This window comes from Cupriavidus sp. 05T313 (assembly GCF_056396665.1).
The window spans coordinates 27,037-43,120 of the sequence record NZ_JBFTLX010000006.1; the positions used below are offsets into that span (position 1 = coordinate 27,037).

General features: G+C 67.3%; 11 protein-coding genes. 10 read left to right on the top strand and 1 reads right to left on the bottom strand.

What is annotated here, in order from left to right:
- The first annotated feature begins 29 nt into the window (after nt 1-29).
- The 10 genes from AC1DKD_RS02450 (at nt 30) to AC1DKD_RS02495 (ending at nt 13,163) form a co-directional block, all read left to right on the top strand.
- Nucleotides 30-1,904 carry an FAD-dependent monooxygenase gene (locus AC1DKD_RS02450; RefSeq protein ID WP_441628348.1) on the top strand — a complete coding sequence of 625 codons (1,875 nt, stop codon included), beginning with the start codon at nt 30-32 and terminating at the stop codon, nt 1,902-1,904.
- Between the two features lie 85 nt (nt 1,905-1,989).
- On the top strand, nt 1,990-3,930 hold the full coding sequence (locus AC1DKD_RS02455; RefSeq protein WP_441628350.1) for an FAD-dependent monooxygenase: 1,941 nt from the start codon (nt 1,990-1,992) through the stop codon (nt 3,928-3,930).
- Nucleotides 3,927-4,523 (top strand): VOC family protein, encoded by a 597-nt coding sequence (locus AC1DKD_RS02460; protein WP_045240902.1) that lies wholly within the window; start codon nt 3,927-3,929, stop codon nt 4,521-4,523. Before AC1DKD_RS02455 ends, AC1DKD_RS02460 begins: the two co-directional genes overlap by 4 nt.
- Nucleotides 4,524-4,536: 13 nt before the next feature.
- Nucleotides 4,537-5,505 carry a fumarylacetoacetate hydrolase family protein gene (locus AC1DKD_RS02465; protein WP_441628352.1) on the top strand — a complete coding sequence of 323 codons (969 nt, stop codon included), beginning with the start codon at nt 4,537-4,539 and terminating at the stop codon, nt 5,503-5,505.
- Between the two features lie 69 nt (nt 5,506-5,574).
- Nucleotides 5,575-6,900, top strand: a complete 1,326-nt coding sequence (locus AC1DKD_RS02470) for an OmpP1/FadL family transporter (RefSeq protein ID WP_441628354.1) — start codon at nt 5,575-5,577, stop codon at nt 6,898-6,900.
- Nucleotides 6,901-7,001: 101 nt separating this feature from the next.
- Nucleotides 7,002-9,725: an indolepyruvate ferredoxin oxidoreductase family protein gene (locus tag AC1DKD_RS02475; RefSeq protein ID WP_477142890.1), complete on the top strand. Its 2,724-nt coding sequence runs from the start codon at nt 7,002-7,004 to the stop codon at nt 9,723-9,725.
- Nucleotides 9,722-10,645, top strand: coding sequence for a 3,5-dioxohexanoate:acetyl-CoA acetone transferase (gene kce / locus AC1DKD_RS02480; protein WP_441628358.1), 924 nt, complete (start codon nt 9,722-9,724; stop codon nt 10,643-10,645). Before AC1DKD_RS02475 ends, kce begins: the two co-directional genes overlap by 4 nt.
- A 205-nt stretch (nt 10,646-10,850) precedes the next feature.
- Nucleotides 10,851-11,180: a hypothetical protein gene (locus AC1DKD_RS02485; RefSeq protein ID WP_441628360.1), complete on the top strand. Its 330-nt coding sequence runs from the start codon at nt 10,851-10,853 to the stop codon at nt 11,178-11,180.
- Between the two features lie 289 nt (nt 11,181-11,469).
- Nucleotides 11,470-12,708, top strand: a complete 1,239-nt coding sequence (locus tag AC1DKD_RS02490; protein WP_477142898.1) for an MFS transporter — start codon at nt 11,470-11,472, stop codon at nt 12,706-12,708.
- 80 nt (nt 12,709-12,788) lie between these two features.
- Nucleotides 12,789-13,163 carry a hypothetical protein gene (locus tag AC1DKD_RS02495; RefSeq protein ID WP_477142891.1) on the top strand — a complete coding sequence of 125 codons (375 nt, stop codon included), beginning with the start codon at nt 12,789-12,791 and terminating at the stop codon, nt 13,161-13,163.
- Between the two features lie 138 nt (nt 13,164-13,301).
- Here the strand turns inward: AC1DKD_RS02495 and AC1DKD_RS02500 are convergent, their stop codons facing one another.
- Nucleotides 13,302-16,082, bottom strand: a complete 2,781-nt coding sequence (locus tag AC1DKD_RS02500; protein WP_441628364.1) for an Hsp70 family protein — start codon at nt 16,080-16,082, stop codon at nt 13,302-13,304.
- Nucleotides 16,083-16,084: the final 2 nt, after the last annotated feature.

A 16,084-nucleotide genomic window follows, 5' to 3' on the forward strand; every position in this document is an offset into this window, starting at 1 on the left:
GAGGCGGCCAGCAACATTGGGAGGCAGGGATGCGCGAGTTGGATGTTCCGGTATTGATCGTAGGTGCTGGCCCGGTCGGCATGCTGATGGCGGCGCTGCTGGCGGACCAGGGCATCGAGTCGCTGCTGGTCGAGCAGCGCGATGACCTGCATCTCGCGCCGCAGGCGCATGTCATCAACACCCGGACGCAGGAGATCCTGGCCGGTATCGGCGTCACCGACGAGGCACTGGCGGGTATCACGACCCATGCCGCCGAAGCGCGCTTCGTGACATGGCGGCAAAACCTTGCCGAAGGGGACCTGGCCCGCATCGATATCGGCAGCGCCGGCTACCTCGCCAGCATGGAGGCCGCCAGCAGCAAGCGCACGGCGAATATTCCCCAGCATCATCTTGAGCGCCTGCTGTTTGCCCAGGTGTCGCGCCGCGTTCGCTGCCAGACGCGCTTCGGCCATGCCTGGCAGGGCGCGGAGCACAGCGGGCACGGCGCCGTTTCGTCGGTGAAGGATGTCGCGACCGGCGAGACGTACCGGGTGCGCAGCGACTGGCTGATCGCGGCCGACGGTGCCGGCAGCCCGGTACGCCGCAGCCTGGGGTTGCCCATGGTCGGGGAGACCAACCTGGCGCATCTCATCACCATCAATTTCGAGGCGGATATCCGGCATCTGGTCAAGGACAGTCCGTCGATCCTCTTCTGGGTCCTGTCGGCCGCGGCGCCCGGCACCTTCATCGTGCACGATGCGGCGCGCTACTCGGTTTTCATGACACCGTACTTTCCGCAGTACGAATCGCCGGCCGACTTTCCGCCGGACCGCTGCGAGCGCATTCTCCGGGCAGCGCTCGGCGACCGCCATTTGCCGTTGCGCATCACGTCGCTGTCGAACTGGACGATGCAGGCTCACATTGCCGCGCCATACAGCCAGGGGCGCACCTTCCTTGTGGGCGATGCCGCGCACCGCTTCCCGCCCACCGGCGGGCTCGGGCTGAACACGGGCGCCGCCGACGCGCACAACCTGGCGTGGAAGCTGGCCTGCGTGATGAAGGGGTGGGCGGGCCCGGGGCTGCTCGATACCTATGGCGACGAGCGCAAGCCTGTCGCCGAGACGAACAGCCGCGTCAGCGTGGCAAACCACCGCAAGATGCGGCAGGTCACCGCGGCATTGGGCCTTGATGAGGACAAGCTGCCGACGCTGGCGCGGCTGCGCGCCAGCGCGCCGGCCCGCGCGCTGCCCGCCGCGCTGCGCTCCGCCGTGAAGCGCCTGCTGGTCGCACCGATCGACTCGCGGACCCGGAAAGTGCAACGGGCGGCTACGCCCGGGTTCGCGGGCATCCGGCGAAACGTGCAATTGGCCGCCGAGGCGCAGATGGAGCATTTCAACACGCTCGGCCTGGACCTGGGCTACGTGTACCGGAGCGCGGCGGTCTGCGGTGGCGGCGCGGCGGCCCCGATGGCGTCAAATCCCGTACTCGAAGTGGCGCAGTCGCTCACGCCGGGCGCGCGGCTGCCGCATTTCCGGCTGCAAGGCGTGCCGGGGTCGCCCGCCACTTCGCACGATCTGGTTGGCCATGGGCACTTCCTGCTCGCCGGCTTTGGGCGCCATGGCAAGGCGTGCGCCGGACTTGCCGAGTCAGCGAGCCAGCAGCTTGGCGGCGTAGCCGTGCACGGCGTGGACCTCGACGCCGTCACGCATCACGCCGACAGGCCGCAACTATCCGCATGGAACCTTGGGCTGCCCGACGCCGCCATCCTGGTGCGCCCCGATGGGCACATCGCCTGGCGGCATGCGGCGGCGACGGACGCGCGGTTGGAGGACGTGCTCGGCGCCCTTTGCCGGGTGCTTCAAGTCCCCGTCCCGTCACGCGAACCGCTGCCATCCGGCGCACGGCCTGTCGCGCCTGTCTCGTAAGCGCGTCCGGTCCGGGCCAAGGCTCCCGGCTGTCGCCGCGCCCCGCCGCGCAGGCACTCATCAACACTCTCGCGAAGGTTTACCTGTGACACACGATCCCGAAGCCGCGCCGCTCGGCCAGGGTGGGCATCCCACCCCCGTTGCAATCGTCGGCGCCGGCACGGCAGGCTCCGTGCTGGCCCTGCTCCTCGCCAGCCGCGGCATCCGCAGCGTGCTGATCGAGCGCCAGCCGAATGCGGATACGCATCCGCGCGGACACGTCTGGTCTGCCCGCGCGATGGAGGTGATCCGCTCCATCGATGCCGAACTTGCCGAGGCGCTGCGCGAGATCAGTTCGGCGCCGCTCAAGCTTCGCTACATCACGTGGTGCACGTCGCTGGCGGGGGTGGATCTCGGGCGCTGCGTGCCGATCGGCAACGACCCGGTGCATACCGCGCGCCTGCTGGGCAGCGGGCCTTGCCGCCCGCTGCACCTGTCCCAGAACGTGACCGATCCGATCTTGCGGCAGCGCGTTGCGGGCAGCGAGCGGATCGAGTTCCTGGCGGGATACGAGCTGGAGGCGCTGTCGCAAGACGATGACGGATGCGTGTTGACGCTGCGCGAACTGCGCAGCGGCCGGCGCGTGCGGCGCACCGCGCGCTTCGTCGCGGGTGCGGACGGCGCGCAGAGCACCGTGCGGCGCCTGCTCGGGGTGCGGTCGGCCGAGACGCCGTTGCAGGCGGTCGCGCAGATCCATTTCCGTGCGCGGCTGGACAGGCTGAACACGTCGCGGCCAAGCCCGCTGTACTGGATCCTCAACCCCCGGGTGGTGGGCACGCTTACGGCCCACACCGCCGACGACGAGGACTGGGTCCTGTCGACGGCGGTGCTGCCGGAGATCGAGCCGGCTGGCGAGATGCCGGCCGCGCGGGCGCGGGCGCTGGTGCGGGCGGCGATCGGCGATGACAGCATCGACGTCAAGGTCCAGTCGGTCCGGCCATGGGCCATGGCGCTGCGGCGCGCCGAGACCTGCCGGGTGGGCCGGGTAATGCTGTTAGGCGACGCTGCCGCCGGATTCTCCGCCATCGGGGGCTTTGGCATGAACCATGGCATCGAGGATGCGGCGAGCCTGGCGTGGCGGCTGCAGATCCTGCTGGGCGGCTTCGTCCGCGGCGACCTCGCGCAAGGGCTGTTGTCCAGTTATGCCGCCGAGCGGACCGCGAGCGCGGATGCCCATGCGCGCCGCACGCTGCAACTGAGCGAACTGTCCGACGCGGTGTTGCGTGCGGCTGGCGTGGAGCCTGCGGGCTTCAAGACGTTGTCCGCGCTTTCCCGGTCCGCGTGGGTGCGCATGCTGCCCAGGCGCGCGGCACGAGGGCTGTTCCGTACCGTGACGGGCGCCGGCCTGAAGCCGCTGGGCCATCTGGCGGCCGCGGAGCCCGGCGGCGCCGAGGCCCGGGAAAAAGTGCGAAGGGCGATCGACAAGCAGCGCGAAGTGTTCGTGACGCTGGGCACCGATCTCGGCTACGCGCATTCGGTCGGATTCGTCTGCCGCGAGCCGCATCCGCACCCTCAGTCTCCCCATGCCGGCGCCGAATACTGGCCGAGCACAAGTCCCGGCTCGCTGGTTCCCCATCTCTGGAGCGAACGCGATGGCGAGTCACTCTCGACGCGGGACCTGGCGCGGCGCGCACCGATGACGCTGCTGGTCAACGAAAAGGAGCGCGTGCGCTGGCAGGCGGCCCTGTCGCAACTGCATTCCGACTGGGGCATCGAGGTGGCGTGTCCGCTTGTCGGCAGCGGCGACGCCGCGCAGTTTCGCATCAACCCGTCGGCATTCGCCGCGGCGCTGGAGATCGACGAGTCCGGCGCCGTGCTGCTGCGCGGCGACGGCATCGTGGCCTGGCGCAGCCGGCGTCAGTGCGCCGATCCCCGGGCGGCGTTGCGGGACGTTGTCACCCGCCTGGTTTCCCAGTCCGTCACCACCATCACCACCATCACCACCAGCGCCGCAAGCGCGGCACACCTCACGAAGGAGAGGCAATGAGCGACATCATGGACCAGTTTCCTATCCCCTGCCCGGACCCGGACGCGCGTCCCCCGGCGAAGCTCGCCCATATCGTGCTCACCACGCGGCGCTTTGACGAGGCGATCCATTGGTGGAGCATCGTGCTGGGCGCGCGCGTGATGTTCCGCAATGCCTTGCTTTGCTTCCTGTCCTACGACGAAGAGCACCATCGCCTGGCGCTGATCAACGCCGCGAATTTCGAGCCCAAGCGGCGCGAGAGTACGGGCCTGGACCATGTGGCATTCACCTTCGGCTCGCTCGGCGACCTGCTTCACACCTATGAACGCCTGAAGGCGCACGCCCTCAAGCCGGAATGGTGCATCAACCATGGGCCGACCACGTCGCTGTACTACCGCGACCCCGACGGCATACAGGCTGAACTCCAGGTTGACAACTTCGCGGCGCCGGAAGACCTGCAGGCCTGGTTCCGCTCGGGCGCCTTCGCCGAAAACTCGATCGGCGTCGAGTTCGATCCGGAGCATTTGCTCGAACGCTACAAGGCGGGCGAACCCGACAGCCTGCTGATGCGGCCCGGCGAGGTGACCAGCCGCCAGTTCCTGACGTTGCGCTGAGGGAGTCAAGGCCGTGAGACTGTGTACGTTTTCCTCGGCGGACGTGGCGAGCCATGTGGGGCTCTCGCTTTCGGGCGGCCGCGTGCTGGACGTGACCGCTTCCTTTTCAGGGGACGCGCGCTTCGCTTCCCTGCTGGCGCTGATCGAGCATCAGGATGAGACGCTGCCGGCCATTCGGAAACTGGCGGCGGAAGGCGCCGGGGCGGGCCGCGCGCCGGGGGTCCATGCGCTGGGGGAGGTCCGGCTCCAGGTTCCTTACCGTCCCCCGCAGATCCGTTGCTTCAGCGTGTACGAGCAGCATCTCAGCAATGCATTCCGGCAGGTCATGGCGCATGGCGTCAGCCCGCTGACAGGTTTGCTGATGCGCATGCTGGGCGCGGGCAAAGTCCCGAAGGCCTTCTTTGAGACGCCCATGTACTACAAAGGCGCGCGCCTCAATCTTTCCGGTCACGGGGACAGGGTGCGCCGGCCCGCGCCGGGCACCAGGCTGGACTACGAGGCCGAGCTTGGGGTCATCGTCGGGCGTCCGGGCAAGAACATCGACAGCGCGGCGGCGATGTCGCACGTGTTCGGCTACGTGATCTTCAACGACTTCTCCGAACGCGCGCAGCTGATGAAGGAGATGCGCGCCCGGCCCAGCGCGGGCCCGGCCAAGGGCAAGGACTTCGATGGCAGCAACAGTCTCGGCGCCTGGGTCGTCACCGCGGATGAGATCGGCGACCCGCATGCGCTCGACGTCATCGTGCGCGTCAACGGTGAGGTGCGCGGCAAAGGCAGCACCTCGGGGATGACCCATCGCATCGACCGCATCGTCAGCTATGCATCGTCCAACGAGACCCTGCACGGTGGCGAGCTGCTCGCCACCGGATGCGTGCCGAACTGCGCYGGCATCGAGCAGTGGCGCTTCCTGCACGACGGCGATCGGGTCGAGGTTGAAATCGCCGGACTTGGCGTCCTGACCAATCTGATCACCGGCCACTGATCGCATCAAGCCCCCCCGCGAGGAGGCAGAGACATTCCCGCGGCCATAACAATGACAATGGAGACAGCAGTGAATTCGAAACAGTGGATCGTCACGTCCGCGGCAGCACTGTGCCCCGCGCTTGCGCTTGCCGACAACGGCTACTTCCAGATTGGCTACGGCGCCGAAGCGCGCGGCGTGGCCGGTGCCGCCGCCGCATCGACGCGCGATGCGTTTGGTGGCGCCAGCAATCCCGCTACCACGGTATGGGCCGGCAACCGCTTCGACGGCAACCTGATCGCCACCAACGGCCGGACCAGCATGAGCCGCTCGGCGGGCCTGCCGCCGCCATTGACCGGCGTGCTCGACACCCGCGCGGATAGCGCGAACCGCTGGGTGCCGCTTGCCGACATGGCGGTCAGCAAGATGATCGGTCCCGACCTGTCGCTGAGCCTCGTCGGCTATAGCAATGGCGCGGGCACCTACTTCACGGGCAGCGCCACAACCTGCCTCGCACCGCCGCCGGCGGCGCCCGGCGCCACCTACCGTGGCAATGTGCTATGCGGCAACGGCAGGGCCACCACCACCATCCAGCAGTTGACGATAGCGCCAACGGTATCCGCACGGGTTTCCGATACGGTCTCGGTCGGCTTCTCGCTATTGATCGCGGCCCAGTTGTTCAGTGCCGAGGGTTTGCAGGCGCTGGCCCCGCAATCGGCGGCGCCGGACCACCTGACCAACCAGGGCACGGCGTCCTCGTTCGGCGTGGGGATGCGCATCGGTTCCTACTGGCGTGCCAGCGATACGCTCAGCTTCGGCGCGGCGTACTCGCCCCGTATCCGGATGGGACGGCTCACGGAATATGAGGGCTTGCTGGCGGACCAGGGCCGCCTGGATATTCCGGAGAACATGCTGGCCGGCATGCAGTGGTCGCCCACGCCCGACCTGTCCTTTCTCTTCGACTACCAGCGCATCAACTATTCGGGAACGTCCGGGCTCGGCAATCGCCCCTTCGACGGCACCGCCTTGCGCGGCAGCGGCGGCGGCCCGGGCAATGGGTGGAAGGACATGAATGTCTTCAAGCTCGGTGTGCGCTACCAGGTGACCCCCGCCTTGCACGTGTCGGGGGGCGTTTCACTAAACAGTGCGGCCTACGCGGATGAGGACACGGCCAGCAACGTCACCTCGCCTGCCACGTTCCGCCGGCACTACACGCTCGGACTTGGCTATGCGACCGGGCCGAACAGCAAATGGTCGGTCTTCTACTCCTTGTCTCCCGGCTACACCACCACCGGCAGCTCGGCACTGGGTTCGGCCGTTGCCACACAACTTTCAGGCAATCCCACGGTAGCCGGCCGGGAAACCCTGTCGACGCGGCAGCAGAGCATCGGCGTGCAGTACTCGCAGCGCTTCTGATTGCCATCGATACCTTAATCATTCATCACGGAGTTCGTTTCGATGACGGCTTGTCTTATTCCGCGTGCCAGCGGTAACCGGGTACTCACAGGCGGTCAGCCATGAACGCGCGCACGGAGCCAACGGCGTTGCCGTCGCCCCGGCTGGACGACCGCTTCGAGCAACTCGCCGGCAAGGTCTTCCTCACCGGCAACCAGGCGATCCTGCGCATCGCGCTGGACCAGCGCCGCATCGATGCGCGCCTGGGCAAGAATACCGGGGGCTTTATCTCCGGCTACCGCGGATCGCCGCTGGGGCGGCTCGACATGGAGCTGTGGCGCATCCAGCCGTTGCTGCAGGCAATGAACGTGCGCTTCCAGCCCGGCGTCAACGAGGACCTGGCCGCCACTGCCATCTGGGGCACGCAATACGTCGGCACTTTTCCCGGCGCCACGGTGGAAGGCGTGTTTGGCATCTGGTACGGCAAGGGGCCGGGCGTCGATCGCAGCGGCGATCCGCTGAAGCACGGCAACCTGGCCGGCACCAGTGCCGCCGGCGGCGTGCTGGTCCTGGCGGGCGACGACCATAGCGCGAAGTCGTCGACCACCGCGCACCAGTCTGACTTCTCGCTGATCGCGGCAGGCATTCCGGTGCTGTACCCGGCGAACGTCCAGGACATCATCGACTTCGGCTTGCGGGGTAGGCTGCCGGACGGCAGCAGGGCGCTGGCAGGCATCGGCTGCCACACCATTGCCATGCTGAACGACCCGAAGAAGACGCACACCGTCTCGCACATGGGTGGCGAGGGGATGATGTGGATGGGGCAGGCGCCGTTCACGAACGAGCCCCATGTCTTCGCCAACATGGGCGACGGGACTTACTTCCATTCCGGCTATCTGGCGATCCGCCAGGCGCTGGCAGCCAATCTGCGGATGACCTATAAGCTGTTGTTCAACGGCTTTGTCTCCATGACGGGCGGCCAGCCGGTCGACGGTGAGCTGAGCGTCGACAAGGCTGTCGCCCAGTTGCGCGCGGAGGGGATCAGGAAGCTCGTCGTGGTCACGGATGACGTGACGGCTTACGACYAGCGCCGCCGCGCAGCGCTGGACGTGCCGGTATACGACCGCGCGGCGCTGGAGGCCGTGCAGCGCGAGCTGCGCGAATACGCCGGGCTGTCGGTGCTCATCTACGACCAGGCCTGCGCCACGGAGGCGCGGCGGCTGCGCAAGCGCGGCAAGCTGCCCGACCCGCCGGTGCGGACCTATATCGACCCCGAAGTCTGCGAGGGCTGCGGCGATTGCGGCGACCAGTCCGGATGCCTGGCCATCGAGCCGCTGGAGACGGCGCTGGGCCGCAAGCGGCAGATCAACCAGTCGTCGTGCAACAAGGACATGTCGTGCGTGCGCGGCTTTTGCCCGAGCTTCGTGACGCTCGACGGGGCAAAGCCGCGCCGGCCTGAAGCCAAGGGCGGCACGCCAGGCGAACTGAAGATTCCCGTGCTGCCGGACCCCGCCATCCCGGGCGATTTCGAACCGGCGTCGATCCTGGTGGCGGGCATCGGCGGCACCGGCGTCGTGACCATTGGCGCCGTGCTGACCATGGCGGCGCACCTGGATGGCAAGGCCGGCAGTTCACTGGACATCACCGGACTATCCCAGAAGTACGGTGCGGTCGGGTCGCATATCCGGATTGCCCCCAGCGCGGAACTGCTGCACGCCGCGCGCATYGGCAGCGGCGAAGCCGATGTCCTGCTGGGATGCGACCTGATCGTCGCGGCCGGCGCCGACGCCCTGTCGCGGTTGCGTCCGGGGCTGGCGCGCGCCTTCGTCAATACCGAGATCGTTCCCACCAGTGACTTCACCAGCCAGCCGGACTGGTCGGCCAATGAGACAGGTCTCAGGCAGCGGCTGACCGCGGCACTGGGCGGGCGAACCGAATTTATCGACGTGGCGGCGCTGGCGCGGCAACTCCTTGGCGATGCCATTCTCTCGAACATGCTTTTGCTTGGCTACGCCTGGCAGAAGGGCGCGATCCCGGTGCGGCGGCCCGCGATGGAGAAGGCCATCGAACTCAACGGGGTGGCGGCCGCCACCAACCAGAAGGCGTTCGCGCTAGGCCGGTGGCTCGCGCATGACAACGCGGCGGTACTGCGGCTGCTGGCGCCCGTGCAGGTGGTCCGGATGCAGATGACGGCGGGCGGATCGCTGGCCGGGCTGATCGAGGACCGGGCCCGGCGACTTGTCGGCTATCAGAACACGGCGCTTGCCGATCGCTACCGCAAGCGGATCGCGGCGGTCCAGCGCACGCTGGCAGGCCGCAGCGACGCCGAGGCCCTGGTCCGTCAGGTGGCGACGCAGTACTTTCGCGTGCTTGCGGTCAAGGACGAGTTCGAGGTGGCGCGCTTGTATGCCAGGCCCGAGTTCCTGCAGTCCCTGCGCGATGCGTTCGAAGGCGAGTTCAAGATTGGCTTCCATCTGGCGGGCGGCCCCTTCGGCAAGCTGGACAAACTTACCGGAAAGGTCGGCAAGACACGCGTTGGCGGCTGGATACGTCCCATGTTCCGCATGCTGGCCGGCGTGCGCTTCCTGCGTGGCAGCTGGCTCGACCCGTTCGCACGCGGCGCGGAGGCGGTACTGAATCGCCGCGTGCGCGATGCCTACGAAGAAGACCTCGACGCGATTGAACAGGTGGCGGTGCAATGGCCCGCCGAGCGCTTGCGGGAACTGCTGGCCTGGCCCGCCAGCGTGCGCGGGTATGGGCATGTCCGGGAACGGCAGGCGCAGTCCGGCTTCGCCAGGCGGGACAAGGCCCGCTCGAACCCATTTCCCGACGAGGAAGCATCTTGAACAAAGTCATCATCACCTGCGCCATTACCGGGTCCATCCACACGCCATCCATGTCGCCCCATCTGCCTGTCACGCCTGAGGACATTGCAGCGAGCGCGATTGGCGCCGCGCAGGCCGGCGCCGCCATCGTTCACCTCCACGCGCGCGATCCCGGCGATGGACGTCCTTCGCAGGACCCGGCGCTATTTCGCCGGTTCGCACCGGCCATCAAGGCGGCTTCGGATGTGGTGATCAACCTGACCACGGGCGGCGCGCCGACGATGAGCGTCGAGGAGCGGCTGCAGCCCGCGCCGCAGTTGCGGCCGGAACTCGCGTCCCTCAATATGGGCACGATGAACTTCGGCCTGTACGAATTGCTGGACCGCTTCAAGGACCTCAGGCACGAGTGGGAGCGTCCCTACCTGGAGCGAAGCTACGACGGCATCTTCAGGAACACGTTCAAGGACATCGCATACATTCTCCAGTCCTGCAGTGAAAACCAGACGCGGTTCGAGATCGAGTGCTACGACATCGGGCACCTCTACACGGCGGCCCACTTCCTCGATCGCGCGCTCCTGACGCCACCGCTGCTGATTCAGTCCGTGTTCGGGCTGCGGGGCGGCATCGGTGCGCATGTGGAGGACCTGATGCACATGCGCCGTACCGCGGACCGGCTGTTCGGCAGTGACTACGTCTGGTCGGTGCTGGGCGCCGGACGGCATCAGATGCCGCTGGCGGCGATTTCCGCGTCGGTCGGCGGCAATGTGCGCGTCGGGCTGGAGGATTCCCTGTGGGATGGCCCCGGCAGGCTCGCGCACAGCAATGCCGCGCAGGTACTGCGGGCGCGCAGTGTGATCGAGGCGCTGTCGCTCGAGGTCGCCACGCCGGAAGAAGCGCGGTCGCTGCTGAAACTGAAGGGGCGCAATAACGTCGGCTTCTGAAGCGGAAGGTGGTCCGGATCAACGCGTGCCGGGCCTCGTTCGAAGCTTGCAAGCAAGGGTATGGAAGGGGGTGGACAAAGGATCCACCTTCTCCAATTTCATCGGAATCCTGGTTTGTGCTCAATCCGTCTCATCGATATAATTCACCGGCAATGCCGCCCGACCGGGGCATTTCATTCTTATATCCATTGAGCTGGAGCATTTAATGTTGTTGATTTGGCAAGGTTTAGGTTTTCTCGTTGTCATCGTTCCGCTTGCCGTCATGCTTGTCATGAGCCTGCTGGGCTCGGTGCTGAATCTTTCCAACGTGGCGACGATTGTCGTTGCACTGATGTTGTCCGCCGTGGCCGTCTTCTATCTCGGGCGCCGCCTCAACTCCCGCCCCGGGCGCATCCTGGTCGATCCCAAGACCCAGGAACCCGTCGAGCTTCGCAAGCGCCATACGCTGTTCTGGATCCCCATGCAGTATTGGGCGGTTCCTATCCTGATCATTGCCGGCATCGCCGCGATGGCGCTGTTTACCGCTGGCGCATAGTCTCCACGGGCGGGCCGCTTATCTTGTCAGCCCGTTCCCGCGTCGCCGGACGCCTGTCCGGCCCTGTTTTGCAAGCCGCCAACACCAATGCCGGCGGCAGATGATCGGGAGGCCGCGTAGAATATCGCTCTTTCAACCTGAACGGCGGCCCGCCATGCAAGCTTCGGGCACGCAGGGCGCGCAGGCACTTTCAAGAGTCGGCCCCGCCAAAGGTTGATGGTTTTCGTCAAGAGATTTCAAGTTGAAAAATCCGGTCAGTTACTGGCGCAATCGCCGGTTCTCCTCCGCGTTGCCTGAGGAGAGTGCATTGCATGGCGCCGGTACGGCGGCCCGGCGTGCCCGGCGCGGTATTGTCCTGCTGACCTTCGCCTTTGCGCTAAGCCAGTTCTATCGCAGCTGCCTGGCCGTGATGGCGCCCGAACTCCAGCATGACTTTGGCTTGACCGCCGCGGGTTTCGGCAGCTTGTCCTCCTGCTTCTTCCTGGCATTCGCGGTCGCGCAGATTCCCGTCGGGATCGCCTTCGACCGATATGGCGTGGGCAAGCCCACGGCCCTTCTTCTTGCCGTCGGCGCGGTGTCTTCCTTGCTGTTTACGGCCGCGCCCAACGGCACGGTCGCCATGCTTGCCCAGGCGGGGCTTGGACTGGCCTGCGCACCGGTCTTCATGGGGCTGCTGCATTTCGCTTCCGAGCAGCTCTCCGAAAGGAACTACACCAGGGTTGTCAGCCAGTCCAACGCCACGGGCATGATTGGCGCACTGTGCGCAACGGCGCCGCTCGGGTGGGCCATGCACCTGCTCGGCTGGCGTGTTGCCATGTCCTTCGCGGCGCTTTGCATGGTTGTCGCCTGCTACGGCGTCTGGCGTTTCGTCYGGGACGAAGGGCACGCCGAGGCCCGCCATGTTCCGCTGTGGCCCATGCTCTCGCAGAGCGCGAAGCTGCTGGCCATCGCGCCCTTGTGGACCCTCATCCCGATGTGCGTCGCCATGTCGGCGGGCACGGCGTTCCGCAATGCGTGGAGCGGGCCCTATCTGGCCAATGTGTATGGCCTCGACTCCGGCGCCCGTGGCGTCGCGCTGGCCTTGCTCAGCGTCAGCGGGTTCCTGACCGCATTCTTCCTGCCTGTGCTGGTGCGGCGCAGCTCGCTCAAGACGACCATCGCGGCATGGTCCTGTTTCGCGATGACGGGTGCGATCTTGCTGACCATCTGGCCTGCGAGCGGCATGGTTTCCGGCGTGGGCCTGATGGCGTTGCTGTCGACCATCGGCATGCTGCATCCGCTGGTCATGGCGCAGGGGCGTGGCCTGGTTCCGCCGTCTTCGCGCGGGAGAGGTCTCGGCGTGCTCAACACGTTCGTCTTCCTCGGCTCGGCGCTGACCTCGTGGGGGTTCGGCATGATTGCCCGGATGGGCGACCTGCAGCGCTGGCCGGTCTCGAAGACCTACGCCGCGATTTTCCTCACCGCGGCGGTGGTGGTAGCGCTGGCGGTGGTGCCGTATCTCTTCAGTCCGGCGCCGAAAAGAAGCTGAGCCGCGCGCCGGCGCAAACGCATTTCACCCGACCCTGGCTATCCTTTCGGAGGCACGGTTCGAAGCGAGCCTGGAAAACAATGAAAAAACGGATTCGCCTTGTTTGCTTCGCCGTGGCGGTCGCCGCCCTGGCTTATCCATCGTATCTTTACCTGTACTACGGCGTGCCTCATGGGGCCAGGGTATATAGCCCGAACCAGGCGTTCTACTATCAGAAGTACAAACTGTTCAGTTGGATGAACCTGATCCCGACAATGTCCACCCCTGGGCAGGGATCGGACAAGCTCTACTATGTGAACGGCTATGTCYGGGTGTATTCAGCCAATGGCATGCAGGTCGGCGAGACCCCTGCGTCCGGCGTGCCGGTGGCGGAAGTGCACTGGGCAGGCGATGCGGTGGTGGTGATGGACGGCCACGACGGCGGCATCATCGAACTGCCGGGGAAGTCCGAATAACCGGGGTCAGAGCGGGGCGGATATCAGGCTGGCGCGCGTACGGAACGCGCCGCGCCCCTCGCCCCCGTTCGCCAGGCAGGCGGCGATGTGGTCGACAAGACGCGGCACCCGGATCTGGCATGGCGTTCCCGGTGGGGATCAACCCACGATCAGTTTCAACCCGGCGGGCAGGGACTCGCCAAACACGCGCCCCTCGTCGGCCTCATCGAGTTCCACCGTTTCGCGCACCATGGCGATCCAGCTTTGCGGTGCGTGGGCGGCTTCCAGCCGCCGGACCACGCTCGCGCGGATCTCGGGGGACAGGTCCCTGGAGCGGTCGCCCGTCATGCGGGCGATCTGGACGGCGGCGAACGCGGCCGGCTCGACCTTCTTCCAGTCGAGCGCAAGAATCGCTTCCAGCCATTGCGCGGCGACCTCGGCTGGCACGACGCTGTGCGCGCTGCCATAGAACGGCCGGCGTGCCCCGATGCGGCCCACGGCCCACCAGCCCTGGCTGTTTTCCGAGGGCTTGCGCAGCCGGGCCAGCAGCCATTCGGCGAGTTCGATCTTGCGCTCGGCCGGGATGCGCTCAAGGGACCCGGCAAGGCGCACCATGTCGGCGTAGCCGGCCCTCGCGGGGCCGGCAGGCCGTTTATATCGCGTGCTGCCGGGCGGCTGCAGATAGAAGGCCATGTCATCCAGCAAGCGCAGTTGCGCGCTCTCGTCCAGGCCGCCCGCCGCCCGCCGCCAGAGTGTCCACCACTCCGACCAGATCTGGCTTTCGTTGACGTACTGGATCCCTTGCTCGTACAGCGACCAGAGCTGTTCGACGCGCCAGTCGTCTAGCGGGTAGCCGAACCCCGGCCGCACGCAGTAGCCGGCCAGGTTCAGCCACAGGCGTTCATGGTCGGCCGTGCGCCGCCGCCGCCGCACGCGCTCCCAGAACGTGCCGAACAGTTCGCGAAGCAGGGCGCTGTCCCAGCGCTCGCGCGTGCCCAGGAGTTGTTCCAGTTGCGCCCGCATCCGCTTGACCTCCTTGGGGCCGACGTCTTGCGAGCGCGCGCCGAAGGTACGGTCGATGGCTTCGACCGCTTGCGGCAAGGCTGCGTTTGGCATATCCGGCGTTTCAGCGGGCGTGGGCGCTGCCGTGCCGTTGGCGCGCAGCTGGAATTCGAGCAGCCATCGCTGCGAGGCATCCGCCATGTCGATGCAGTGCACCTCCAGCGTGCCGACCTCGGTCAGCGACGTGGTGAGCTGCACCGGCGTTTCCCGGGGCCCGCTCGCGCCGCGCGGCTGCACCACGGTGGCAATCGGCGGCAGGCGAACGAAGTCGCCCTTCGACAGATCGGTCAGCTCGCCCGGCCGATAGGCCGTGTCGGCGACGGAGGAAACCAGGTGGAAGCGCACCGGATGCCCGAGCCGCAGGGCGAAGGCGCGATCCTCCAGATGGATCTCGTGGCCTTCTTCCGTGCCTCGCGGCAACAGGCAGATGCCTTGCTGCCCCTGCGCGCCATCGTCGAGAACGAGGAAGTAGCTGCGCGGCGATCCCCCGCCGATGCGCGGCGCCTGGCCGGTACGGGCGCGCGCGTACGCTACCGCGCCACGGGCAACGGCTACGTCGGGGTTGTCGTTGTGCAGTACCTGCACGGGCGCACCGCGCCAGGTGCCCAGGGTGCCGGCAACGCGCCCCGCCAGCGCATCGGCGCGGAACACCCCGCCGTTGAGCAGCAGGGTATCGGGCATCGCCAGCGCACCATCAAGCGTCTGCGCCGCGCCCAGTGCCGTTTGCGACTGCGCGGCGTGCTGGCTCAGGAAGGCCGCAACGTGCCGCGTGACCGCCGGGTCGGCCGCATAGGGCAGGCCAAACTCGACAATGGCGCCCCGTGCGCGGCCGGGCCGTTCACTGGACGACACTGCGGGGAAGAATCCATCGACGATGAGCTGTTGGATTTCCTGCCGCGTCACTTCCACCGAGCGCGCCGCGCCGATCAGCCGGGAGCCCGCGCCCAGCAGCGTCACCGTGACCGAGTCCGGCGGCTGCGCGCCGAGGAGCTGCTCCTTGGCGGCGCGGCAGCGCGCGACGAGCTGCGACAGGCTGGCCGCCGACAGCCGTGTCTCCGCCGTGGCGAGACGCGCTTCGACAAGATGCGCCAGGGCGAGGTCCATATTGTCGCCGCCGAGCATCAGGTGATTGCCCACGCCGATGCGGGTCAGTTGCGGCTGCCCGTCCTGCATCTCCACCTTGATGAGGGTCAGGTCGGTGGTGCCGCCGCCGACGTCGCAGATCAGCACCAGGCGCGTTTGCGCAAGGTCCGCTTCCAGTGTCTGGCGATGATGGAACAGCCAGTCGTAGAACGCAGCCTGCGGCTCTTCGAGCAGGCGCAGGGCGGGCAGCCCGCCCATGCGCGCCGCTTCCAGCGTCAGCGCGCGCGCGCCTTCGTCGAAGGAGGCGGGCACGGTAAGCACCACGTCCTGTTCTTCGAGCGGAGCCTGCGGGAAACGGTGATTCCATGCCGCGCGCACGTAGGCCAGATAGCTGGCGCTGGCCGCCACCGGCGAGATCTTGCCGACCTCTTCGTCCGCCCCCCACGGCAGGATCGGCGCGGTCCGGTCGACCGAGGCATGCGACAGCCAGCTTTTCGCGCTGGCCACGAGCCTGCCGGGCACCTGCGCGCCCAGCGTAGCCGCGAGGCGGCCGATCACGGTCCGGCGCGCTCCGGCGCTCGCGGCATGTTGCCACGGCAACTGCAGGTCGGCCCCGTTGAGTTCGCCGGGCGCCGCGTGGTAGCGCACGGATGGCAGGAGAGGCCGCGCGGCGACCTCTCCCAGGCTGACCAGCTGATCGATATCGAAGACGCGGATCTGCTCGGACCCCGCCTCCGCATAGGCGACGACCGTGTTGCTGGTGCCAAGGTCAATGCCGACGATGTACGGCTTCATCT